This is a genomic window from Devosia rhizoryzae (genome assembly GCF_016698665.1).
Classification (GTDB): Bacteria; Pseudomonadota; Alphaproteobacteria; order Rhizobiales; family Devosiaceae; genus Devosia; species Devosia rhizoryzae.
The window spans coordinates 420,146-440,725 of sequence record NZ_CP068046.1; the positions used below are offsets into that span (position 1 = coordinate 420,146).

A 20,580-nucleotide genomic window follows, 5' to 3' on the forward strand; every position below is an offset into this window, starting at 1 on the left:
CGCGGGATGAGCCCGGTGGTAAAGCAGCGGGCAATTGTCCCCCCAAAGGAATAAAGACGATGCGTATCCTCATTCTGGGTACCGGCGGCATGGCCAACACTCATGCCAAGAACTTTGCTGCCATCGAGGGTGTGACGCTGGTGGGTGGCGTCGACGTCGATCCGGCGCGCGTCGAGGCCTTCTGCCAGACGCACAATATCGAGCGCGGCTTCGGTTCGCTTGATGCGGCGATCGCCTGGGGCGAGTTTGATGCGGTGGCCAATGTGACGCCCGACAGCGTCCATTATCCCACCACCATGGCCGCCATTGCCGCGGGCAAGCATGTGTTCTGTGAAAAGCCGCTGGCAACCGACCATGCCCGCGCCATGGAAATGACGGAGGCGGCCGAAAAAGCTGGCCTCGTCAACATGGTGAACCTTACCTATCGCAATGTCGCGCAGCTGCAAAAGGCGCGCGAGATCGTGCAGGCTGGCCAGATCGGCAAGGTCAAGCATTTCGAGGCGAGCTACCTCCAGAGCTGGCTCGTGTCCAAGGCCTGGGGTGATTGGCGTACCGAGTCGCAGTGGTTGTGGCGCTTGTCTAAGAAGCACGGCTCCAATGGCGTGCTCGGCGACATCGGCGTGCATATTCTCGATTTTGCCGCTTATGGCGCAGGCAGCGACTTTTCAAAGGTGTTCTGCCGACTCGAGACGTTCGAAAAGGCCGAAAACAACCAGATCGGCGAATACGATCTCGACGCCAATGACAGCTTTGCCATGACGGCGCAGCTTGAAAACGGCGCGCTCGGTGTCATCCATGCCACGCGCTGGGCGACGGGGCACTTTAACGAGTTGCGGCTCCGGATTTATGGCGAACTCGGCTCGGTTGAAATTCAGCACCGGCATGACTGGAGCAAGCTGCGCACCTGTCTTGGCGAGGATGCCGAAACCGGCACCTGGACTGAGGTCGAGCCCGATCCTGTGCCTACCAATTACATGCGTTTCATCGAAGCCTGCCGCTCCGGCCACAATCTCGAGCCCAGCTTCCGGCACGCCACCAACATCCAGAAGGTGCTGGACCTGGCGACGGTCACCGATCGCGACAAGATGGAACACGCCGTCTGATAAAGAAAAGCCCGCTTCGGCGGGCTTTTTGTTGCCTTATGCCTTCTTGCCCACAGGACCAAGGTGGGTCTGGCTGAAGCTTGCTGCATACTTGAGGCCATAGCCCAGGCTGCGATCGAGACCGATATGGGCGGCGAGGATCAGGGCAATTTGCCAAAGCAGCGGAGTCCCCGATAGCCAGCCAAGCGCTGCGAGAAGGAGGGTCAGGGGTAGGAGTGGACGGCGTTGTAGGCGATGGCGCCGGTTCTTGGACCGAAGCGGTAAGCGATGAAGCTCAGATCGGGCACGAAGAACAGGATGGCGAAGAGCCACGGGTTTCCGCCGAAGATGAAGTAGGTCGCAGCGGCAAAGGCGAGAAGGCAAAAGCCTTCGAGGCGAAGCAGGGTGCGCACGGATCCGGTGGCGTCATCGGTGAGGAGGGCGAGGGTCATCTGAGTTCTCCTTGTTACCTCTAGACCTAACGTTCAGCGGAAAGGGGGCCAATTGCCGATGCGCCTATGTCCGGTATGCGCCGATGTATGGGGCGGCCTTCAGAGCTCACTTCCGAAGTGAACGTCGCGCCCGGGAACCTCTCGGCTTGTCAGGAGATTGCAAGCTTCGAGCATCTTTGATGTTGAGTACCCTGGCTATGCAAGTTTCTAATATGAAGTCGTTTCTTGTTGTCGATGACGAGCCGCTGGTGCGGATGGATATGGCGGAGCTGATCCGCGAGAATGGCTACGAGGCCTGGGAAGCGGCCAATGCTTCCGAGGCTTTGGGCATTCTGGAGCGGGCGGGTGATGCCTTCATTGGCTTGATCACCGACGTCAACATGCCCGGCACGCGCAATGGCATGGTGCTGGCCAACCACGTTCGCACCGTCTGGCCGCATATCCGCATCATCGTGGTTTCGGCAGGCCGCAAGCCTTTTGCAGGCGAGTTGCCGGACAATACGAGCTTCATTCACAAGCCCTGGCGGCCCGAACAGGTCGTGACCGCCATCGGCGTGGTGTAGCAAAAAGGGCGCCCGCGGGCGCCCTTCGCATTCTAATGTACCGGATCAGTCGAGGACGGTGATGCGGCCGTCGAGATAGGGCGCCACTTCACCACCCTGCTTTGCGATGTATTCGGCTAGGACCTGCTCGAGCGGCGGGCCGAAGTCATAAGGATTGTCGCCTTCGGCAAAGGTCGCGAAGCCGTCGCCGCCGCCGCGGACATAGTTGTTGGTGACGATTGTATAGGTGGCTTCCTCGTCGATCGGCACCCACGCGTCGCCTTCACCCTTGACCATGACATCGCTGACGCGCTCGCCGACGGGCTTGGACAGGGTGTAGCTGTATTTGAGCCCCGCGACCTGGGAGAAGCGGCCGGCGCCGTTTTCGACGTCGGACACACCATTTTCCAGCGCTTCGATAACGTCGGCGCCCGAGATGTCGACGGTTGCCAGCGTATTGGAGAAGGGCAGGACGGTGATGACTTCGCCGACGGTGATTTCACCGGCGTCGATCGAGGCGCGAATGCCGCCGCCGTTCTGGAAGGCGATGTCCGCGCCCTGGTCCTTGACCCGATCGAGGATGGCGTCGGCCAGCAAATTGCCGAGCGAGCATTCCTCGACGCGGCAGACTTCGCGGCTGCCTTCTAGATTGTCCGAGGCGGTGCCGATCACGACGCTCATGGCTTCTTCGATGGGGGCGGCCAGTTCGGCGAGCTGGCCGGTAAAGTCTTCGTTGGCCTCGACGGACGCGTCGATCAGGAAGGGTTCGCCCTCGGCCTTGGTGACGACGCCGTCGTCATCCCAGGTGATGGCGATGTCGCCCAGATACTTGCCATACTGGTTGGCTTGCACCACCGGCACTTCGATGCCATCGGGATTGGTGACCATGGTGGGGTAGGGGCCGGCGGCGCCTTCGGCGGTGTTGGACAGCAGCGTGTGCGAATGGCCGCCGACGATCACGTCCACCAGCGGCAGGGCAGCGGCGACTTCGAGGTCGACGGTGTAGCCGATATGGCTGAGGAGAATGATCTTGTTGACGCCGGCCGCATCCAGCGCTTCGGAGGCGCCGCGGACATACTGGATGACGTCGGTGAATTCGACATTGGGGCCGGGCGAGGCGATTTCGGGCGTGTCTTCGGTGGTGGCGCCGATGATGCCGACCTTTTCTCCGCCGATATCGAGGACGATCGAGCCCTTGATCTTTCCGCGCAGGTTTTCGTCGCGCGTGACATCGAAATTGCCGCCGATGATGGGGAATTCGGCGGCGTCGATGAACTTCATGAATTCTTCGGGGCCGTCGTCGAATTCGTGGTTGCCGGTGGCGACGACGTCAAAGCCCATCTGGTTGAAAAAGTCGGAGACGACCTTGGACTTGTAGGTCGTGTAGTAAAGCGAGCCCTGGAAATTGTCGCCCGCGGAAAGCAGCAGGGAATTGCCGTCCGCGTAGCCAGCGCGGGTATCGTCAATGATGGTCTTGAGGCGCGCAATGCCGCCAAAGCATTCACCCGCGGCGTCGGTCTCGGCATCGCAATTGCTGTCGGTGCCGGTGATCGGGTCGAAGCGCGAATGGAAGTCGTTGATGTGGAGGATGTTCAGCGTGAACTCGGCCTGGGCGGCGGTGGAAAAACCCGCGCAGAGTGTGAGCGCAGTGGCGCCCAACAGTATCTTTTTCATCCCTGTGGTCCCTTGATGCTTGCGTTGCGGCGCTGCCGGGCGGCGCCTCAAGGGAGTTAAGCAGGTATTTATGACAGCCGAAAGGGCTGGGGCTCTTGGGCAACAGTGGACCGTAAACCATGCCGCCATGCGCCCCGTGCAGGGGGTTGCGCCGTAAAGGCGGGTGCAAGGGTTGGCATGGTACTGCTATGGGACAGCGCCTCTTGAACCGAAAGCAGACTTGCCCGATGAGCCTTGCCCTCGAAAGCCTGATGCGTGAGACCGAGACGCCGCCTGTCCGGAGGCCGGACAGCAGCCTTGTTTCGTTTATTGCCATCGGCGGCGGCGGGGCCCTGGCGTTCGTTTTGTCCAGCAGCCTCCTGATCGCGCTTCTGCCGTGGGTGGATGCATGGCTTGTGAGCTCCTGGTGTTATGCCGGGTTCATCCTGCCGATCTACCTGCTGCATCGCCGCTTCAGCTTCCGCTCGGAGGCGGCGCATCGCGATGCGCTGCCGCGCTATTTTGCCGTGCAGGTGCTGGCGCTCGTGCTTGCATCCCTATTCGGTCAGTTGTTTCACGGCGTGCTTGGCCTGCCGAGTCTGCCCGCTGCGCTGCTGATCGTGGGGCTCACCTCTGGGCTCAACTTCGTCATTCTCAAGCTCTGGGCTTTTGAAGCCGCGCCCCGTCTTAAGGTGCAGTTCGAGCGGAACTGACGGGCTTTCAATAGCGCGACAGTAGAGTATTCTCCGCCGCGTTTGATTTGCGGGGATGTTTAATGCGCAGTGCTTTGATCGTTTACGGCGGCTGGGAAGGCCACGACCCCGAGGAATGCGCCGCCATTTATCGGCGCTGGCTGCATGAGGACGGCTATTCGGTGCGCATGGCCACCGAAACCCAAGCCTTTGCCGATCCATCCATTCATGAGCTGTCGCTGATCATCCCGATCTTCACCATGAGCAAGATCGAAAAGGCCGAGGTCGAAAACCTGACCAAAGCCGTGCAGGGCGGCGTCGGCCTAGCCGGTCACCACGGCGGCATGAGCGACGCATTCCGCGAGGCGGTGGACTACCAGTTCATGGTCGGCGGTCAGTGGGTCGCGCATCCAGGCAACATCATCGACTATACGGTCGACGTGACCAAGCCGGACGATCCGATCATGGCTGGCATCAAGTCGTTCCCCTATACGTCCGAGCAATATTACATGCATGTCGATCCCTCCAACGAGGTGCTGGCGACCACGACCTTTAGCGGCGAGCATGCAAGCTGGATCGAGGGCGTGACCATGCCTGTCGTGTGGAAGCGGCGGCATGGCGCGGGCAAGGTGTTCCACATGACGCTGGGACACGCGGCCAAGGAGTTCGAGAATTCTAACATGGCCACGATCATGCGCCGCGGCATGAACTGGGCGGCGCGGGAAGAGTAGGGCACAAGCCCGGAAATTTCGATCGGGCGCCTCCCTCCCCTTGAGGGGGAGGGTAGTGCAGCTTAGCCGCCAGGCTTAGCGGAACTGGGTGGGGTGAGTTCCAGGCGCTATGTTCCAATTGGTGTACGACAGAATGGTGTGTGCTTGGCCCCACCCCACCCAGCTTTGCTACAGCTCTTCGAGCCTAGCGCCGCTACCCTCCCCCTCCAGGGGAGGGAGGTGAACGAGCCGACACGTCACAAAGAGCCCCTCTACCAGCGCAGCAAGAACCGCCCCAGCAGCGCGCCCAGGGCTGCAACTATCCCGATCCCAAGCGAATACCAGACGGCCATGAACATCATGCCGGTTTCGGCGCAATAAACGGCGTAGGTGGCCGCGCCAAGACCGCCCGCGCAGAGGCCTGCGGCAACACCGGCCATGGTGGGAGAGTGGGGCGCCGTGCTGCGGAGGGCAGAGAGAAGCGTTCCCAGCATCGGCAGGGCCGCAAGGGTGATAAGCCAGGGGCAGATCAGGGCGGTCGCGCCCATCAGCATTGGCATATTGTAGCCGGCCTGGCTCCACAGCATCGAGCCGGTGCAGATGGCAACAAGCAAGAGCGCTGCGGCGCCGACCAGTGGCCAGCGGATGCGACCATCGGGCCGCGCCAGCGCCGGTGCGGCGGCAAGGCCCAGGAGCCCGAAAGCCAGTGCATAACCGCCCTTGACCCAGAACATCATGCTGCCCCAGGCTGCGCCGAAGGGACGATCGAGCAGGAGCCCGAACACGAGGACGGTGAGTACGGCAGTGAGCGCAAAGCCTGTGGCCACGGCCAGCAGAAGCCGGCGTTCCATGCTGCGGGGCGGCACCGGGATCAGGTCATCGGCAAGGCGGCTGATCAACTGGTCGGTCATCTGCCGCCCCCAAACCGGCCCATCAGAGATTTCAATCCGCGATGGATCGAGACCTTGGCCGCCGTCTCGGTCATGCCGTGTCGCGCGGCGGCTTCCGCAACGCTCAGGCCCTCGAGCCGCGTTTCGCGAATGAGGTCAGCAGTCCGCTGCGTCACGCCACCAAGCACGACGTCCACATCATGCCGGTCGGCCGCATTGCCGCTAAGGTCTTCGGCGAAAACCGGCGCATCGTCTTTAAGATGCACGGTCTGGCGGATCGAGGAGCGGCGGACGTGGTCGACGAATTTGTGGTGCGCCACGGCATGCAGCCAAGCCGTGAACGGCCGATTGCGGTCGTAGGTCATGCGTCGCGAATGGACGGCCAGCAGAGTTTCCTGCACGAGGTCCTCCGCGTGCGACTGATGGGCGGGGGTTAGCCGCCGCAGAAAATAGGGGCGCAGATAGCGCGTGAGTTCTGCCAGCAGATGCCGATAGGCTGCCCTGTCGCCATCAAGCGAAGCGAGCATCAGCCCGCGCAGCCGCGTCTCGATGGCATCCGCTTGCATTGGTTCTCCATTCGCCCGCGCCGGGTGGGAGGTTACACGCCGCGCAGGAAAATGCGAGACCGCCGTAACCGATGGGGAAACGCCGGCGAATAGGGGTCAGTGCACAAGGGCAGAAAAATTTGCCGTGATGGCGAGCCTTTTGCCGATGCGCTACCGTAGCTACGGGCAGTTCAAGCCCGAGGGGAAAAGATGACAGAGCCGAACGGATTGCCGCCGACACGGGGACCGCTTGTCTATCGCCAGTCGATTTGGACCCGGGTGACGCATTGGGTCTGGGTCGTGTGCCTCTTCTTCCTGCTGCTGACCGGGCTGCAGATCTTCAATGCGCATCCTTCGCTTTATGTCGGGCAGCAATCGGGCTTCGAGTTCGACAATGCGGTGCTCAAGATGACGGCGGTCAACACGCCCGAAGGGCCGCGCGGGCAGACCAGGATTTTCGGACAGACCTTCGACACGACGGGCGTCTTCGGGATGAGCGGAACGGCAGAGCAGCCAGCTTATCAGGGTTTCCCGGGAGCGCTGACCATTCCGTCCTTCCGCGATCTCGCAACGGGCCGCGTGCTGCATTTCTTTTTTGGCTGGGTCTTTGTGGCCGCGCTGTTCATCTGGTTTCTAGCCAGCTTCATCAACGGCCACCTGCGGCGCGATATCATTCCGAGTGGCGGGGACGTCACTGGCATTGGGCGCGATGTCGTCGACCATGCGCGGTTTCGCTTCCATCACAGGCGCGCCTACTCGCCGCTGCAGAAGCTGAGCTACTTTACCGTCTTCTTTATTCTATTCCCGCTGATCGTCCTCACCGGACTGACCATGAGCCCGGGCATGGATGCGAGCTGGCCCTGGCTGCTCGATGTCTTTGGCGGTCGGCAGACGGCGCGCACCATTCATTTCGGCGTCATGGTTCTCTTGGTGCTGTTCTTTATCGTCCACGTGCTGATGGTCGTCCTTGCCGGTCCGATCAACGAGCTTCGGTCCATGATTACGGGCTGGTATCGCACTAGCCCCGGCACGCCCCGCCAGGAAGGAGATCGCCCATGAACAAGCTGATCATTAATCGCCGGCGCTTTCTTGCCGGCTCGGCGGCCCTTGGTTCGGGCCTGATGGTTTCGGGCTGCAACCAGTTCGACTTTTTGGGCCAGCGCGACAATCCGGTGCGCAATGTGATCGAGCAGGCCAATGTTCTGACCTACAAGGCGCAGCGCGCGCTGATCGGCGATCAGGTTCTGGCGCGCGAATATGGGCAAAGCGAAATCCGGCAGGGCATGAAGCCTAATGGCTCAACCGAGCCGACGACACCCGAGTATATGTTCCTGCGGCAGGCCAATTTCGAGCCCTATCGCCTCACCATCAAGGGCATGGTCGATCGCGAGGTGAGCTTTTCGCTGGCGGAGCTGCGCAACATGCCGGCGCGCACGCAGATCACAAGGCACGATTGCGTTGAGGGCTGGAGCTGCATTGCCAAATGGACGGGAACGCCGCTCGGGCCGCTGCTGGATCAGGCTGGTGTTAAGCCAACCGCGCGCTTTGCTGTCTACCATTGCTACGACAATATCCAGCGCACGCTTTCGGGCGACATCCTCTATTATACGAGCTCTGACCTCGTGGATGCCTACCATCCGCAGTCCATTCTGAGCTATGGCCTCAACGACCAGCCGCTGCCGGTCAGCAATGGCGCCCCAATTCGGCTTAGGATCGAGCGGGCGCTTGGCTACAAACAGCCCAAATACCTCCACACGATCGAACTCGTGGATGATCTGTCGCCCTTCGGACGGGGCAAGGGAGGGTATTGGGAGGATGTGGGGTATGACTGGTATGGCGGGATTTAGCCGAGCTGCTCCAACTATCACCGGCTGTCACCCCGGGCTTGACCCGGGGCCCATCTTAAGATCTCAGGATGGGCCCCCGCCTTCGCGGGGGTGACAGCTGGTGGCCGGGAAAGCTTGCCGCACACCACCCATGCGCCGGCGACCTTGCCTTTTGCCGCCAACTCCCCCATATCAGCAACACGTCGCGGCACCATGACCGCCGATGGACTTCTCTTCTTACTCAAGCGGTGAGCGGCGAAGTCAGCCCGGATACCCCCCTCCAGTGGAGCGCGGTCCGGGTTTGAGCCAGCACCCGCGCGATCATCCCGTCGCACGATTGCATATTTGAAGTCGCGCCCGCCGCATCGGCTGGGCGCACGCGCCGTTTGGCGCAATGTGAAAGACACCTATGACCGATTTCATTTCGCTCGGCCTGCCGACCCAACTCACCGACAGCCTGACTGCCGGCGGCTTCACCGAGCCCACCAAGATCCAGAGCCAGGCGATCCCCAAGCTGCTCGAAGGCCGGGACATGCTGGGCATCGCCCAGACCGGTTCGGGCAAGACGGCCGCCTTCGGCCTGCCGATCCTTGCTGGTTTGATGGAACTGACCGGCCGTCCGCGGCCGATGACGACGCGCGCGCTGATCCTGGCGCCGACGCGTGAACTCGCCGTGCAGATCGAAGAAAACCTGCGCAAGTTCGCAGGCTCGAAGATGCGGCTCGATACCGTGCTCGTCCTCGGTGGCGTGTCGCGCTACCATCAGGTGCAAAAGATCGCCAAGGGCGTCGATGTCGTCGTGGCGACCCCTGGGCGTCTTAAGGACCTCCTCGACGACAACAAGATCAAGCTTAACGAAACGCGCTGGCTGGTGCTCGACGAGGCCGACCGCATGCTCGACATGGGCTTTATCGCTCCGGTGCGCGCCATCGCCAAGCAGATCGGCCTGCGCCGCCAGACCATGCTGTTCTCGGCCACAATGGCCGCCGAAGTCGAAGACCTGGCCAAGACGCTGTTGAAGGACCCGATCAAGGTCGAAGCGGCGCCGCAGGGGTCTACTGTGGTCAAGATCGACCAGCGCGTGATCATGTCGGGTTCGAAGGCCAAACGGGGCGTGCTGAACGACCTCCTTGCCGACGAAAAGGAAGGCATGGAGCGCGTCATCATCTTCTCGCGCACCAAGCACGGCGCTGATCGCGTGGCCAAGAACCTCGCCATCGACGGGCATGAAGCGGCCGCCATTCACGGCAACAAGTCGCAGAACGCCCGGCAGGCCGCGCTTAAGGGTTTTGCCAACGGCTCGGTGCGTATCCTCGTCGCCACCGATATTGCGGCGCGCGGCATCGACGTGCAGGGCATCACCCATGTGGTGAATTACGAGCTGCCCGACGATCCGGAAAACTATGTGCACCGCATCGGCCGCACTGGCCGCAACGGCGCTTCTGGCATTGCCATCACGCTGTGCGACGGCACCGAAAAGAGCAAGTTGCGTGACGTCGAAAAGCTGATCCGCCGTACCTTGCCGGTCTCGGGTGACGTCAACCTCGTCGAAGAAGTGCAGGCGCCGCGCGCGCCGCGCAATTCGGCTGGTGCGCCGGGTGGCGCCCGCACCGCGCGCAACCCCAAGCCCAAGGATCCGCGCAAGTTCAACACCCCGCGTCCCGGTGGCGAACGCACCAAGGGCGGTGCGCCCAAGGCCGACGGCGCCCGCGCCAAGCCAGCCGCCGACGGCAAGCCGCGCTGGAGCAAGACCCAACGCGAAGCGGGCCGCGCCAAGCGAGCAGCGGTGAAAGCGTAAAGAATTGAGGGCGGCCTGCGGGTCGCCCTTTTTGTTTAGAAATGCTTGTTGATGCCGGCCTGCTTCATCACCGCATTGGCGGTGTGCCGTGAGAGGCTGCCACGATCGACGGAAAACGTGCGATTGGTAATGGGGCTATACCAAATCTCATGGTCGCCTTTGCCGCTGCGGCGAAACTCACAACCAGCAGCCTTTAGCGCGTCTACGATCTGCGCATAAAAGCCTCTGACCATCAGGCCGCTTGGCTCGGTGTCATCGTTACCTGCGACATGATGCAGATATCGAAGGTTTCACCAGGCTGCGGCTTGGGGTCGATCAGTTGAGCGTTGTCATCGAGGAGTTCGGGAGCAACCGCGACTACCCGTTCTAATAGCCGGTCTAGGGTGTGTGCCTCTGTTGCAAGTCCGGGAATGTCGTCGCTCGTTGCGACCCAGACTTCAGCGTCTTGATCCCACATCGCTGTGACGAGCAGTTTCTTGGCCATTTCAGCCTCCATACTGCATGTGATCATACATCACGCCACCGAGGCCAGATACAAGATATCCCGCGTCGAGGACTTGTCTTTGTCGGCGGGAGCAAGGCGGTCGAGGAAGCTGATGGCCCAGTCGTCGACATTGTGGGTGCGGGCCGCGGACATCAGCGATTGCCAGCGGCTCTTGCGTTCGTCGAGGTTCATGTCGAGTGCCATGCGCAGGGCTTCGGCCGTTTCGTCGGTGTCGAAGGGGTTGACCAGCAAGGCTTCGGGGAAGATCTCGGCGGCGCCGGCAAAGCGCGACAGCACCAGGACACCGGGATTTTCGGGGTTCTGGGCGCCGATATATTCATGCGCGACGAGATTCATGCCGTCGCGCAGAGGGGTCACGAGGCCGACACGGGCGAGGCGGTAAAGCCCGGCAAGGCTCGGCTGCCCGTAGGCGCGCTTCACATAGGTCAGTGGCGCCCAATCGGGTTCGGCGAATTCGCCCATGACGCGACCGCAGATGGCGTCGAGCTGGTCGCTGGTTTCCTGATATTCCTTGATCGTGTCGCGCGAGGGCGGCGCCACCTGCAGCATGTGCACATTGCGGCGGAAGCGGTGATTGTTGGCGAGAAGCTTCTCATAGGCTTCGACCCGCTGCGGCAGGCCCTTGGAATAATCGAGGCGGTCGACACCCAGGATCAGGTTCTGCTCGCCCAGCGCCCGCTTCATGCGGTGCACCATCTTGGTCGCGGCGGGGCTGATGGCAAGCTTGGCGAAAGCATTGGGGTCCGAGCCGATGGGAAAGGCTTCCACGTCGGTGCGGGAAAAGTCGATGTGCTTGGTGTTGAGGCCGCCAAAGGTCGAGGGGGCCTGGTGTTCGGCGAATTCTCGGAACGCAGCGACGTCGCGATTGGCCTGGAAGCCGATGAGGTCATAGCGCGACAGGTCGCGCATCAGCTCGCCATGGTTGGGAATGGCGTAAAGCGCGTCGGCCGTGGGGAAGGGGATGTGGAGGTAAAAGCCGATTCGGTTGCGGGCGCCAAGTGCACGCAATTCCGACGCGAGCGGGATCAGGTGATAGTCATGCACCCAGATGATGTCGTCGGGCTTGAGCAACGGCAATAGTGCCCGCGCGAACTGGCCGTTCACCCGCCGATAGCCCTCGTACCAGTGGCTCTCGATCGTTGCGAGATCGAGCCGAAGGTGGAAGCTGGGCCAGAGGATGGAATTGGAAAAGCCGGCATAATAGGCGTGGTGATCGTCGCGAGTGAGGTCGATCTTGGCGACCTGCATGCCATCGACGTCCTCGAAGTGGGCCTCGCGCGCCGGCTGTTCGCTGAGCTTGCCGGACCAGCCGAACCAGAAGCCTTCTCGTTCGCTCAACACCTTGCGCAAGGCCACGGCCAGCCCGCCGGCAACAGGCCCCTTGCCGGGCGTACGGTTCGATACGACGACGATACGGCTCATGCTGGACGCGTTCCTTATTCTAATGGGCAGTGTCGGTGAGCAGCGGCTCGGGAACATGACCGCTCTGGGCCATGTCGCCCAGGCCACGAAGAAGGGCGTGAACAGAAGCGACGTCGGCTATGCGCAGCCGTGCTGCCGTCTCGCCGGCACCGAGCTTGATACCAACGCCGCCAAGTTCCTGCGCGGCGCGGAAGGCATCTTCGTCGGTACGATCGTCGCCGATGAAGATCGGCGTGCGTCCGGCGAAGGGTTCTTCCTGCATGAAGGCGCGGAGGGCTGCGCCCTTGTCGAGGCCCACGGCCCGGGCCTCTAGCACCATTTTGCCGGGGACCAGCGTAAAATGCGGATGATCGAGCAGGGCTTCCTGCATAGCCAGATGACACACGCCTTCAAGCTCCGGCGCCTGGCGGAAGTGAAGGGCGACCGAGCCGTCCTTGGGCTCGAGGATCAGCGCCGGATTGGCTTCCACCAATGGCTCGAGCGCAGCCGCGATTGCTTCTGCCGTGGCGCTCACATCCTCATCCATCGCTTCGATTGTGCCATCGGCGCGGCGGCGCTGTGCGCCATGGGCACCGGCAACGGCGACCTGTAGCGGCGACAAAAAGCGGTCGATATCGACGATCTCGCGCCCGGTCAGCACCGCAAAGGCATGGTCGAAATCGTTGATGACCCGATCGAGCCGATCGGTTAGTTCGGAAGACACGTCCACGGCGTCGGGCGTTTCCGCCAGCTCGACGAGCGTGCCGTCGAAATCGGTAAAGACGGCGAGCAATGGTGCCGCGCCAGCGTTTGGCGACATCACGTTGGACATGGCGGATTTTCCCCGTTTGGTGCTGTGAACCCAACGGGAACGCAAAAGACGGCGGAAGGTTCGGCTCTCAGGCCAGGGGGATGCCCTTGCCGCCCTTGCTCTTCTGGTAGGTCGCCGACAGATCGCGATAAAGCGCGGTGAGATCGTCGACGCGGGCGAGCAGCAATTCCTTATGCGCCCGGTCCAGTCCTGCGATCATCTGCTGGAGGCTATGGCTGGTCCAGAACTGGTTCTGCCGATTGTAGAGATCGCGGTTCGCCGACACCAGGCCCGTCTCCGGTTCGGGCACGGCATAGACGGCCTTGAGGATCTGGATGTCGTAGGGAATGGCGAAGCTGTCGCGGCTGTCGGCATGGCTGAACAGATAATAGAAATTATCAAAGCCTGACCAGGTTATGCCGGAGAGGCAGAGCGAGCAGGGCTCGTGCGTGGCGAGAAACAGGCAGTCCTTGACGTCGGGCCGGTCCGCCGCCGGCAGTTCGAAGAAGCGCTTGATGGCGTGCATTTCGCCGTGCCAAAGCGGATTTTCGATCTCGTTATTGGTTTCCGCGACCACGACGGAAAGGTCGGACTTGCGCAGGATAGCGGCGCCGAACAGCTTGTTGCCGCGGGCGACACCGTCAGCGGTGACCGGCGCGATGCTGTTCTCGATGATGTCGAGGAGGCGTTCGATCAGGTCCGGCGTTTCCAAGCGATCACTCCGCGGCGCGTATCAAGCCGATCAGCGGTATGCCTGCCGCATCGAGAAGGCGCAAGCTGGTGCCGTCGAGTTCGTAGCCGCCGACAGCGGCGAGCGCAGCGAGGAATGCGGTTTCCTGGTCCGTGATCGCGGTCGCGCAGGCCATGCGGGTCGCGGCGGCGGGGCCGAAATGAAGCTTGCTGTCGTCGATCGTCGCTTCGGTGAAGAAGTTGTTGCAGCCGGCACTGCCGCCGGCGCGATGATCGGCTGCAATCGAAAGCGTCAGCGGGCGCGTGCCGGTTACAGGCCGGCCGCCGATGCTGGTGACGGTCCATAACTGATTGATCAACCCGTCCGGTGGGACGGCTCCAGTGTCGACGTCTGCCACGTCAGGTTCCGGATCGGGAGAAAAGCGGACCAGCACGGCAGTCGGGCTTTCCCCACCCACTTCCACCGGCACGGGGCGGGCCGTTCGGAACAGAACGCGACCGCCCACGGCAATGTCGGCGAGGATGCCGTAGCTGGCCCCATCAGTGGCGACACCGTCGTGAAGGTTGAGCGTCCAGGCGATCGGCAGCTGTCCCTTGGCCGGGATAGCAGCGGCGGCGCCGGTTACAGCCTGGCCGCCTGGCAGGCGCACGAGGCTCACCTGCAGGAAGGCGCCACGCGGCAGCGCCATGCGTTCGTTATAGGTGACGGTTCCGGTCAACGTCGTGCTCTGGGCGAAAGCCGGCACAGCGAAGAGGCCCAACGCGACGACAATGCCAATCAGTTTCGACCACAGCATCTGCCTCTCCCCGAAGGTTGGGAGGAAAATAGCGCAGCCATGCGAAGGTTGCGAGGCGAAGTGCCGTTAAGCCTTAACGAGCCACGGCTCGGCAAAGTGGTGTTCTTCCAGATTAACTCCGTCGCCGCCGCGATCGACCACGAGGAAGCGCGCGGACCGCTCGAGCACGGTCAAGACGCCGTGCCAGGTGTTCATGGCAATGTTGACGCCCTGGTCCGGCGCGGGTCGAAAAACGCGAAGCCCTGTGGGGGTGCCGTGATCGTCCTCGGCCACGATTACCAGCCAGTTGGCATCGTCCAGCGGGTAGAATGCCTGGCTGCCGAGGGGGTGTCGCTCGACCAGCTTCAGCGAAAGCGGGAGCGCATAGGGTTGGCCGTGGAAAATGGAGATCAGCGGACGGGCATGAACGCCGCCCAGTTCGACCCGCGCCAGGTCATGGTAGCGCTCTGTCATGCCATTGTTGATCGGGTAGTGATGCGCGCCAGCAGCGTCGATCACCTGGCCGAAGGAGGCGAAGGCCTCGGCGGTCAGTGGCTCGATGGCGAGGATGCGGTCGGTCATAATCGATGGGTTTCCAGGGTAAGATGCAACATCAGACCTCATCCTGAGCCTGTCGAAGGACGAGGTCGTGGCACAAAGCCTCCACTCGCCCGACCTCGTGGTTCGACAAGCTCACCATGAGGTCTCTTCCCGCTTACACGACCGGCCTCATCAGAACGGCAGCTTGGCGTGGCGGTTGACGTCTTTGTAGAGCAGATAGCGAAACCGTTCGGGTCCGGCGTAGCAGGCCTGTGGGCAGAAGGCGCGCAGCCACATGAAGTCGCCGGCCTCGACCTCAACCCAGTCGCGATTGAGGCGATAAACCGCCTTGCCTTCAAGCACATAAAGGCCGTGCTCCATGACATGGGTTTCCTCGAAGGGAATGACGGCGCCGGGCTCGAGCGTCACGATGTTGACATGCATGTCGTGGCGCAGATCGCTGGGTTCGACGAAGCGCGTCGTGCCCCAGGTGTCCCTGGTGTCCGGCATCCAGCGGATGGGTTCGTCCTGGTCGCTCGACACGAAGGCGGGCGGCAGGTCGATGCCGTCGACCTTTTCATAGCGTTTGCGGATCCAATGGAAGCGCGCCGGCTCGGTCGTCCTATTGGCGAGAGTCCAATGGCTGCCGGGCGGCAGGAAAGCATAGCCGCCTTCCCTGAGGTGATGCGGTTGGCCTTCAATGGTGACGGTCACCGAACCGGCAACCACGAAGAGCACGCCTTCGGCCTCGGGATTGAGCTCGGGCCGCTCGCTGCCACCCCCTGGCGCAACCTCGACCACATATTGCGAAAACGTCTCGGAAAACCCGCTTAGCGGGCGCGCGATGATCCAGACCCGGCTCTCACGCCAATGCGGCAGGTAGGAGGTGACGATGTCGCGCATGCATTCGCGCGGGATCACGGCATAGGCCTCGGTAAACACGGCGCGGCCGGTATGGAGGGCCATCTGCGGCGGCAGGCCGGCGGAAGGGGAGGCGTAGGGCATAGAGGACCAAATTCGTTGTTTTGCCGAAGACTAAGCATCGCAGCGGATGTTGTCACGTCGTGAACCTGCGAAGACCTCATGGTGAGCTTGTCGAACCACGAGGTCGGGCACACGGATATTGCCACGACCTCGTCCTTCGACAGGCTCAGGATGAGGTCTACTGAGAAGGACGGCGCTAAGACACCTCCGCCTCGACACCCTTCTTCAAACGGCTCAACATCGATGCCGCGTAAGCCGCATAGGGGCCGATCCAGCGTTCGTGGATGGCGTGGATGGGCAGGGCGTCGAGGTTGTTCCAGCGCTCGCGTCCCTGCTTTTCGGGAACGACTAGTCCAGCCTCTTCCAGCACGCCCAGATGCTGCATGACGGTACAGCGGTCGATTTCGGGGAAGAGTGCGCAGAGCGAGCCGGTGGTGTGCGGCTCGGCTTTCAGATGATCGAGGATGCGCCGCCGCACGCGGTGGCCGAGAGCCTTGAAGATTAGGTCGTCTGCGTCGTCAGTTGACATGTTATCAAACTATAACATATCGTCTGACCCGTCAAGTTGAGGGAGATCGACATGCGTGCAGTGACGTCCAAGGATAAGGACCTGAATCTGGCATTTCGGGTATCGGGAAGGATCAGCAAACCGGTGCATGAAGTGTTCGAGGCGGTGGCCGATCCCAAGCATTTGTCGGGCTATTTCACCACCGGCGGGGCCGTGGGGCGGCTCGAAACCGGGGCAACGGTGACTTGGGATTTCCACGATTTCCCCGGCGCCTTCCCGGTTGAAGTCGTGGAGGTCGTTCCGGACCAGAAGATCGTCCTCAGGTGGGATGCCAGCGAAGCGACGGAGCCCAGCACGACGGGAGAGGCGCCACAGCCGGTGGGCTACAAAACCACTGTCACCATGGAGTTCACCGGTCTTGAAGACGGGCGCACATTGGTGACCATTTCCGAGAGCGGCTGGCGTCAAACGCCGGGCGGGCTCAAGTCATCCTATGGCAATTGCGAAGGTTGGACCGGCATGTTGTGCGGCATGAAAGTTTATCTCGAATACGGCATCAATTTCCGGACCGGCTTCTACAAGTAACCCCCAGTTAGGGTTACCAAATCTCAACTTTGCCGGCCGATACTCAGGATCATGAGTAGCTTGTTCATGAGTATCGGCGGGGCGGAGCCCCATTGGATGCAGCATCACATGCCATGGCTTGCGGTGCTGGCGCTGATGTTTGGCGTATGGCGCGACGAAGTTGACGCCGGCGACGAGGCCGGCCTCAACGGCTAAGGTAATATAGCTTTGAGGCGCAGGAGCGCGATGCGCTCGACCTGCGCTGAGGCGGTGGCGAATTCGTCTTCGGCGGTGTTGGCGATCCGGCGCTCGAACGTTTCGAGGATCGACGCCTTGTCATGATCGCGGACGGCGATGATGAAGGGGAAGCCGAATTTTTCCACATAGGCCGTGTTGAGGCGCGTGAAGGTCTCGCGCTCGTCGTCAGTCAGGTGATCGAGGCCGGCCGAGGCCTGCTCGGCGGTGGACTCTGCCGTCAGTCGCTTGGCGGCGGCGAGTTTTCCCGCCAGGTCGGGATGCGCGCGCAGCACGGCAAGACGCTCTTCAGGCGTTGCCATGCGGAACTGCGTGCGCAGGGCGAAATGGAGCCCGATCGCGGTGTCATTGGCCGGCCCCATCTCGCCGTCCCAGGCGCGCTCGGCGATCCAGGGAGAATGCTCGAAGATCGAGCCGTAGCGGCGGACGAACTCATCCTTGTCGAGCTGGCTCGGGAGAACTTCTTGTGCCCGATAGGGGTGTTCTGCCGCCCAGTGTTCGGCAATGGCGAGGCGGGTGGGGACCCAGACCTTGTCGAAACCCAGGATGTAGTCGACGAACTTCTTGAGACCCTGCAAGCGCCCCGGCTGGCCGACGAGGCGGCAGTGGAGGCCTAGCGACATCATCTTGGGCGCGCCGGCTTCGCCTTCGGCATACAGGCAGTCGAACGTGTCCTTGAGGAAGGTGAAATATTCCTCGCCATTGTCGAAGCCCGGCCCGGTGACGAAGCGCATGTCGTTGGTGGACAGCGAATAGGGAATGATGAGCTGCGGCTGCCCGGCGATCAGTTTCCAATAGGGCAGGTCGTCGTCATAGGTATCGGAAATATAGGCAAACCCGCCCGCTTCGGCGACGAGGTCGACGGTGTTGAGCGAGGACCGGCCGGTGTACCAGCCCCTGGGGCGCGCGCCGGTAGCAATGGTGTGGAGGCGGATGGCTTCGGCGATCTGCCCGCGTTCCTCGTCGGGTGGCATGTCCTTGTGCTGCACCCATTTTAGGCCATGCGACGCGATTTCCCAGCCGGCCTCCTGCATGGCGGCGAGTTGCGCCGGGGCGCGCATCAAGGCCGTCGCAACGCCATAGACGGTTACCGGCAGATTGGCTTCGGTAAACAGGCGATGCAGGCGCCAGAAGCCGGCGCGGGCGCCGTATTCATACATTGATTCGACATTGGCGTGGCGCTGGTTGGGCCAGGGCGCAGCGCCCAGCACGTCGACCAGAAACGCTTCGGAGGCAGCGTCGCCATGGAGGACATTATTCTCGCCGCCCTCTTCGTAATTGAGCACGAATTGCACGGCGATATTGGCGCCGCCGGGCCAATTGGCGTGGGGCGGGGTCTGGCCATAGCCGTGCATGTCGCGGGGGTAGCGGTTCATCATTGCCTCGTCGGATCAGTGACGCGAAGTGTAGCCACAGCGCGCTCGATCACAAGATGGGCAAAAGTGGACCAGTTGGTAAAAATTGGGCATTGCGGCGCGCCGCTGTTACGCTAGTGTCGTGATTGTAGACGGAGGAGCAGCAGCATGGCGGGACGCCTCACCACCCACGTGCTCGATACGATGCACGGCAAGCCGGCGCGCGGCATGCGGCTGGAACTGCACTATGTGCATGGCGACCACACCCACCACATTGCCGACAGCTATACCAATGCCGACGGCCGGGTCGACCAGCCGCTGCTCGAGGGCGAGCAGTTCCAAAAGGGCGAATTCGAGATCCGCTTTCACGTGGGCCAGTATTTCGAGCGCATCGGCATCGAGAACGAAACGCCGTTCCTCGATGTCGTGCCGATCCGCTTCACCATTGCCGAAGACAGCCACTATCACGTGCCGCTTCTGGTCAGCCCCTTTGCCTATTCCACCTATCGGGGCAGCTGATGGTCGAGGTTGCCAACGCCATCCGCTTTCTGCTCAACGGGCAGGAAATTAGCCTGACCGATGTCGCGCCGGACCTGACGCTGCTCGATTGGCTGCGGCTCGACCGCCGCCTGCGGGGCTCCAAGGAAGGATGTGCCGAGGGAGATTGCGGCGCCTGCACCGTGCTGGTCGGCCGGCTCATGGGCGACGAGATCATCTATGACGCGGTGACCGCCTGCATCCGCTTCGTCGCCAGCCTTCATGGTACCCATGTCGTCACCATCGAGCATCTGCGCGGCGAGAATGGCCAGCTCCATCCGGTGCAGCAGGCCATGGTCGAGCATCATGGCTCCCAATGCGGTTTCTGCACGCCGGGCTTCGTCATGAGCCTTTATGGGCTCTGGATGCGCGATCCGAACCCGTCCCGACGAGCCGTGGAAAAAGCGCTGCAGGGCAATCTCTGCCGCTGCACCGGTTATGCGCCGATCATCCGCGCGGCGCAGTCGATCTCCGAGCATGGCGCACCCGAAGCCGATCCGCTCTGGGCCGAGCGCATCGCGGTCAAGAGCAAGATCAAGGCGCTCAACGATGGGCGCCGGGTCGAGATCGGCTCGGGTGAAAACCAGATCATCATTCCCGCCAGCCTCGACGATTTCGCGCAGCTCTACGAACAGCACCCGGAAGCGCGGATCGTTGCCGGCTCGACCGATGTGGGGCTCTGGGTCACCAAGTTCATGCGCCGCATCGGTCCGGTGATCTTCATCAATCATCTGCAGGAACTCAAGCGCATCGCCGACAACGACAGCGAAGTGCGCTTTTACGCCGGCGTCACCTATGCCGAAGCGCAGCCGGTGATCGAAGCCAATTTCCCGCAGCTCACCGAGCAATGGCATCGTTTTGCCGGCGAGCAGGTCCGAAACATGGGCACGCTGGGCGGCAATATCGCCAATGGCTCGCCGATCGGCGACACCCCGCCGCCGTTTATCGCTCTCGGCGCCAAGCTCAGCCTCCGCCGGGGAGACCATCGCCGCGAGATCAAGCTCGAAGACTTCTTTCTCGCCTATGGCAAGCAGGATCGCCAGAAGGGCGAGTTCGTCGAAAGCGTCACCATTCCGCTGCTGCCGGCGGGCGAAAAGTTCGCCTCCTATAAGATATCCAAGCGCCGCGACGAGGACATTTCGGCGCTTTGCGGCGCCTTCCGCGTCTTCGTCAACGATGCCGGCATGGTCGGCATGGCGCGCATCGCCTTTGGCGGCATGGCGGCAACGCCCAAGCGCGCCAAGGCGGTAGAAGCGGCACTGATCGGCAAGCCCTGGACCATGGCAACGGTGGAGGCCGCGATCCCGGCCTTTGCCTCTGACTTTTCGCCGATCACGGACATGCGCGCTTCGGCCGAGTACCGGCTGCTGGCCGCACAAAACCTCCTCAAGCGCTTCTTCCTCGAAACGCAGGGTCAGGGCGAACGCCTGAAGCGGGAGGTGGCATGATGATTTTTTGGGTCCC

Annotated in this window: 24 protein-coding genes and 1 pseudogene; 11 read left to right on the forward strand and 14 right to left on the reverse strand. The window is 62.2% G+C overall.

What is annotated here, in order from left to right; translation table 11 throughout:
• Positions 1–59 precede the first annotated feature (59 nt).
• A complete protein-coding gene (locus JI748_RS02035; protein WP_201634549.1) occupies positions 60–1,103 on the forward strand; it encodes a Gfo/Idh/MocA family protein in 1,044 nt (347 codons plus the stop codon).
• A gap of 36 nt (positions 1,104–1,139) precedes the next feature.
• Here the strand turns inward: JI748_RS02035 and JI748_RS02040 are convergent.
• Positions 1,140–1,534 (reverse strand): annotated as a pseudogene (locus JI748_RS02040) (DUF4260 domain-containing protein).
• Positions 1,535–1,746: 212 nt separating this feature from the next.
• Here JI748_RS02040 and JI748_RS02045 point away from each other — a divergent pair.
• Positions 1,747–2,097, forward strand: a complete 351-nt coding sequence (locus JI748_RS02045) for a response regulator (protein WP_201634553.1) — start codon at positions 1,747–1,749, stop codon at positions 2,095–2,097.
• Positions 2,098–2,142: 45 nt separating this feature from the next.
• Here JI748_RS02045 and JI748_RS02050 read toward each other — a convergent pair whose 3' ends face one another.
• Positions 2,143–3,750: a bifunctional metallophosphatase/5'-nucleotidase gene (locus JI748_RS02050; RefSeq protein WP_201634556.1), complete on the reverse strand. Its 1,608-nt coding sequence runs from the start codon at positions 3,748–3,750 to the stop codon at positions 2,143–2,145.
• Positions 3,751–3,977: 227 nt separating this feature from the next.
• On the opposite strand from JI748_RS02050, the gene JI748_RS02055 reads away from it, so the two are divergent.
• On the forward strand, positions 3,978–4,442 hold the full coding sequence (locus tag JI748_RS02055) for a GtrA family protein (protein ID WP_201634559.1): 465 nt from the start codon (positions 3,978–3,980) through the stop codon (positions 4,440–4,442).
• Between the two features lie 62 nt (positions 4,443–4,504).
• Positions 4,505–5,152 (forward strand): ThuA domain-containing protein, encoded by a 648-nt coding sequence (locus JI748_RS02060; RefSeq protein ID WP_201634562.1) that lies wholly within the window; start codon positions 4,505–4,507, stop codon positions 5,150–5,152.
• A gap of 251 nt (positions 5,153–5,403) precedes the next feature.
• Here the strand turns inward: JI748_RS02060 and JI748_RS02065 are convergent, their stop codons facing one another.
• Both JI748_RS02065 and JI748_RS02070 read right to left on the reverse strand, forming a co-directional pair.
• Positions 5,404–6,042: a DUF1109 domain-containing protein gene (locus JI748_RS02065; RefSeq protein ID WP_201634565.1), complete on the reverse strand. Its 639-nt coding sequence runs from the start codon at positions 6,040–6,042 to the stop codon at positions 5,404–5,406.
• Entirely contained in the window at positions 6,039–6,560 is a 522-nt protein-coding gene (locus tag JI748_RS02070; RefSeq protein ID WP_201636954.1) for a sigma-70 family RNA polymerase sigma factor, read from the reverse strand. The genes JI748_RS02065 and JI748_RS02070 overlap by 4 nt, the downstream gene beginning before the upstream one ends.
• Before the next feature lie 216 nt (positions 6,561–6,776).
• On the opposite strand from JI748_RS02070, the gene JI748_RS02075 reads away from it, so the two are divergent.
• From JI748_RS02075 to JI748_RS02085, 3 genes are all read left to right on the forward strand, one after another.
• The gene (locus JI748_RS02075) at positions 6,777–7,625 is read left to right on the forward strand and encodes a cytochrome b/b6 domain-containing protein (RefSeq protein WP_201634568.1); all 849 of its coding nucleotides are present in this window, start codon (positions 6,777–6,779) and stop codon (positions 7,623–7,625) included.
• On the forward strand, positions 7,622–8,413 hold the full coding sequence (locus tag JI748_RS02080; protein ID WP_201634572.1) for a molybdopterin-dependent oxidoreductase: 792 nt from the start codon (positions 7,622–7,624) through the stop codon (positions 8,411–8,413). The genes JI748_RS02075 and JI748_RS02080 overlap by 4 nt, the downstream gene beginning before the upstream one ends.
• Before the next feature lie 388 nt (positions 8,414–8,801).
• Positions 8,802–10,190: a DEAD/DEAH box helicase gene (locus tag JI748_RS02085; RefSeq protein ID WP_164534514.1), complete on the forward strand. Its 1,389-nt coding sequence runs from the start codon at positions 8,802–8,804 to the stop codon at positions 10,188–10,190.
• Positions 10,191–10,225: 35 nt separating this feature from the next.
• Here the strand turns inward: JI748_RS02085 and JI748_RS02090 are convergent, their stop codons facing one another.
• The 9 genes from JI748_RS02090 to JI748_RS02130 form a co-directional block, all read right to left on the reverse strand.
• Positions 10,226–10,423, reverse strand: coding sequence for a type II toxin-antitoxin system HicA family toxin (locus JI748_RS02090; RefSeq protein WP_201634575.1), 198 nt, complete (start codon positions 10,421–10,423; stop codon positions 10,226–10,228).
• On the reverse strand, positions 10,423–10,674 hold the full coding sequence (locus tag JI748_RS02095; RefSeq protein WP_201634578.1) for a DUF1902 domain-containing protein: 252 nt from the start codon (positions 10,672–10,674) through the stop codon (positions 10,423–10,425). Before JI748_RS02095 ends, JI748_RS02090 begins: the two co-directional genes overlap by 1 nt.
• A 30-nt stretch (positions 10,675–10,704) precedes the next feature.
• A complete protein-coding gene (locus JI748_RS02100) occupies positions 10,705–12,117 on the reverse strand; it encodes an alpha,alpha-trehalose-phosphate synthase (UDP-forming) (protein ID WP_201634581.1) in 1,413 nt (470 codons plus the stop codon).
• Positions 12,118–12,136: 19 nt separating this feature from the next.
• Positions 12,137–12,928 (reverse strand): trehalose-phosphatase, encoded by a 792-nt coding sequence (gene otsB, locus JI748_RS02105; protein ID WP_201634584.1) that lies wholly within the window; start codon positions 12,926–12,928, stop codon positions 12,137–12,139.
• Between the two features lie 67 nt (positions 12,929–12,995).
• Positions 12,996–13,619, reverse strand: coding sequence for a nucleoside deaminase (locus tag JI748_RS02110; protein ID WP_201634587.1), 624 nt, complete (start codon positions 13,617–13,619; stop codon positions 12,996–12,998).
• A gap of 4 nt (positions 13,620–13,623) precedes the next feature.
• Positions 13,624–14,394, reverse strand: coding sequence for an META domain-containing protein (locus JI748_RS02115; RefSeq protein WP_201634590.1), 771 nt, complete (start codon positions 14,392–14,394; stop codon positions 13,624–13,626).
• A 66-nt stretch (positions 14,395–14,460) separates the two neighbouring features.
• Positions 14,461–14,955, reverse strand: a complete 495-nt coding sequence (locus JI748_RS02120; RefSeq protein WP_201634593.1) for an ureidoglycolate lyase — start codon at positions 14,953–14,955, stop codon at positions 14,461–14,463.
• A 150-nt stretch (positions 14,956–15,105) separates the two neighbouring features.
• Positions 15,106–15,918 carry a bifunctional allantoicase/(S)-ureidoglycine aminohydrolase gene (locus JI748_RS02125; RefSeq protein ID WP_201634596.1) on the reverse strand — a complete coding sequence of 271 codons (813 nt, stop codon included), beginning with the start codon at positions 15,916–15,918 and terminating at the stop codon, positions 15,106–15,108.
• Positions 15,919–16,093: 175 nt separating this feature from the next.
• Positions 16,094–16,426: an ArsR/SmtB family transcription factor gene (locus JI748_RS02130; protein ID WP_201634599.1), complete on the reverse strand. Its 333-nt coding sequence runs from the start codon at positions 16,424–16,426 to the stop codon at positions 16,094–16,096.
• 81 nt (positions 16,427–16,507) lie between these two features.
• On the opposite strand from JI748_RS02130, the gene JI748_RS02135 reads away from it, so the two are divergent.
• Both JI748_RS02135 and JI748_RS17335 read left to right on the forward strand, forming a co-directional pair.
• Positions 16,508–16,990, forward strand: coding sequence for an SRPBCC domain-containing protein (locus JI748_RS02135; protein WP_201636956.1), 483 nt, complete (start codon positions 16,508–16,510; stop codon positions 16,988–16,990).
• 51 nt (positions 16,991–17,041) lie between these two features.
• Positions 17,042–17,185, forward strand: coding sequence for a hypothetical protein (locus JI748_RS17335; RefSeq protein ID WP_210338813.1), 144 nt, complete (start codon positions 17,042–17,044; stop codon positions 17,183–17,185).
• On the opposite strand, the gene puuE is transcribed toward JI748_RS17335, so the two are convergent.
• Complete coding sequence (puuE, locus tag JI748_RS02140) at positions 17,182–18,600, reverse strand: allantoinase PuuE (RefSeq protein ID WP_201636958.1); 1,419 nt, start codon at positions 18,598–18,600, stop codon at positions 17,182–17,184. The genes JI748_RS17335 and puuE overlap by 4 nt on opposite strands.
• Before the next feature lie 147 nt (positions 18,601–18,747).
• Between puuE and uraH the strand changes: the two genes are divergently transcribed.
• Together uraH and xdhA are read left to right on the forward strand one after the other, a co-directional pair.
• Positions 18,748–19,098 (forward strand): hydroxyisourate hydrolase, encoded by a 351-nt coding sequence (uraH, locus tag JI748_RS02145; protein WP_164534506.1) that lies wholly within the window; start codon positions 18,748–18,750, stop codon positions 19,096–19,098.
• Positions 19,098–20,564: a xanthine dehydrogenase small subunit gene (gene xdhA / locus JI748_RS02150; protein ID WP_201634602.1), complete on the forward strand. Its 1,467-nt coding sequence runs from the start codon at positions 19,098–19,100 to the stop codon at positions 20,562–20,564. The genes uraH and xdhA overlap by 1 nt, the downstream gene beginning before the upstream one ends.
• Positions 20,565–20,580 lie beyond the last annotated feature (16 nt).

Coding starts and splice junctions, on each gene's coding strand:
- JI748_RS02090 (WP_201634575.1), bottom strand. CDS start 10,423: ATGGTCAGAGGCTTTTATGCGCAGATCGTAGACGCGCTAAAGGCTGCT.
- JI748_RS02095 (WP_201634578.1), bottom strand. CDS start 10,674: ATGGCCAAGAAACTGCTCGTCACAGCGATGTGGGATCAAGACGCTGAA.
- puuE (WP_201636958.1), bottom strand. CDS start 18,600: ATGAACCGCTACCCCCGCGACATGCACGGCTATGGCCAGACCCCGCCC.
- JI748_RS02120 (WP_201634593.1), bottom strand. CDS start 14,955: ATGACCGACCGCATCCTCGCCATCGAGCCACTGACCGCCGAGGCCTTC.
- JI748_RS02050 (WP_201634556.1), bottom strand. CDS start 3,750: ATGAAAAAGATACTGTTGGGCGCCACTGCGCTCACACTCTGCGCGGGT.
- JI748_RS17335 (WP_210338813.1), top strand. CDS start 17,042: ATGAGTAGCTTGTTCATGAGTATCGGCGGGGCGGAGCCCCATTGGATG.
- JI748_RS02060 (WP_201634562.1), top strand. CDS start 4,505: ATGCGCAGTGCTTTGATCGTTTACGGCGGCTGGGAAGGCCACGACCCC.
- xdhA (WP_201634602.1), top strand. CDS start 19,098: ATGGTCGAGGTTGCCAACGCCATCCGCTTTCTGCTCAACGGGCAGGAA.
- JI748_RS02035 (WP_201634549.1), top strand. CDS start 60: ATGCGTATCCTCATTCTGGGTACCGGCGGCATGGCCAACACTCATGCC.
- JI748_RS02130 (WP_201634599.1), bottom strand. CDS start 16,426: ATGTCAACTGACGACGCAGACGACCTAATCTTCAAGGCTCTCGGCCAC.
- JI748_RS02085 (WP_164534514.1), top strand. CDS start 8,802: ATGACCGATTTCATTTCGCTCGGCCTGCCGACCCAACTCACCGACAGC.
- JI748_RS02125 (WP_201634596.1), bottom strand. CDS start 15,918: ATGCCCTACGCCTCCCCTTCCGCCGGCCTGCCGCCGCAGATGGCCCTC.
- JI748_RS02045 (WP_201634553.1), top strand. CDS start 1,747: ATGAAGTCGTTTCTTGTTGTCGATGACGAGCCGCTGGTGCGGATGGAT.
- JI748_RS02055 (WP_201634559.1), top strand. CDS start 3,978: ATGAGCCTTGCCCTCGAAAGCCTGATGCGTGAGACCGAGACGCCGCCT.
- JI748_RS02065 (WP_201634565.1), bottom strand. CDS start 6,042: ATGACCGACCAGTTGATCAGCCGCCTTGCCGATGACCTGATCCCGGTG.
- JI748_RS02075 (WP_201634568.1), top strand. CDS start 6,777: ATGACAGAGCCGAACGGATTGCCGCCGACACGGGGACCGCTTGTCTAT.
- JI748_RS02115 (WP_201634590.1), bottom strand. CDS start 14,394: ATGCTGTGGTCGAAACTGATTGGCATTGTCGTCGCGTTGGGCCTCTTC.
- otsB (WP_201634584.1), bottom strand. CDS start 12,928: ATGTCCAACGTGATGTCGCCAAACGCTGGCGCGGCACCATTGCTCGCC.
- JI748_RS02100 (WP_201634581.1), bottom strand. CDS start 12,117: ATGAGCCGTATCGTCGTCGTATCGAACCGTACGCCCGGCAAGGGGCCT.
- uraH (WP_164534506.1), top strand. CDS start 18,748: ATGGCGGGACGCCTCACCACCCACGTGCTCGATACGATGCACGGCAAG.
- JI748_RS02080 (WP_201634572.1), top strand. CDS start 7,622: ATGAACAAGCTGATCATTAATCGCCGGCGCTTTCTTGCCGGCTCGGCG.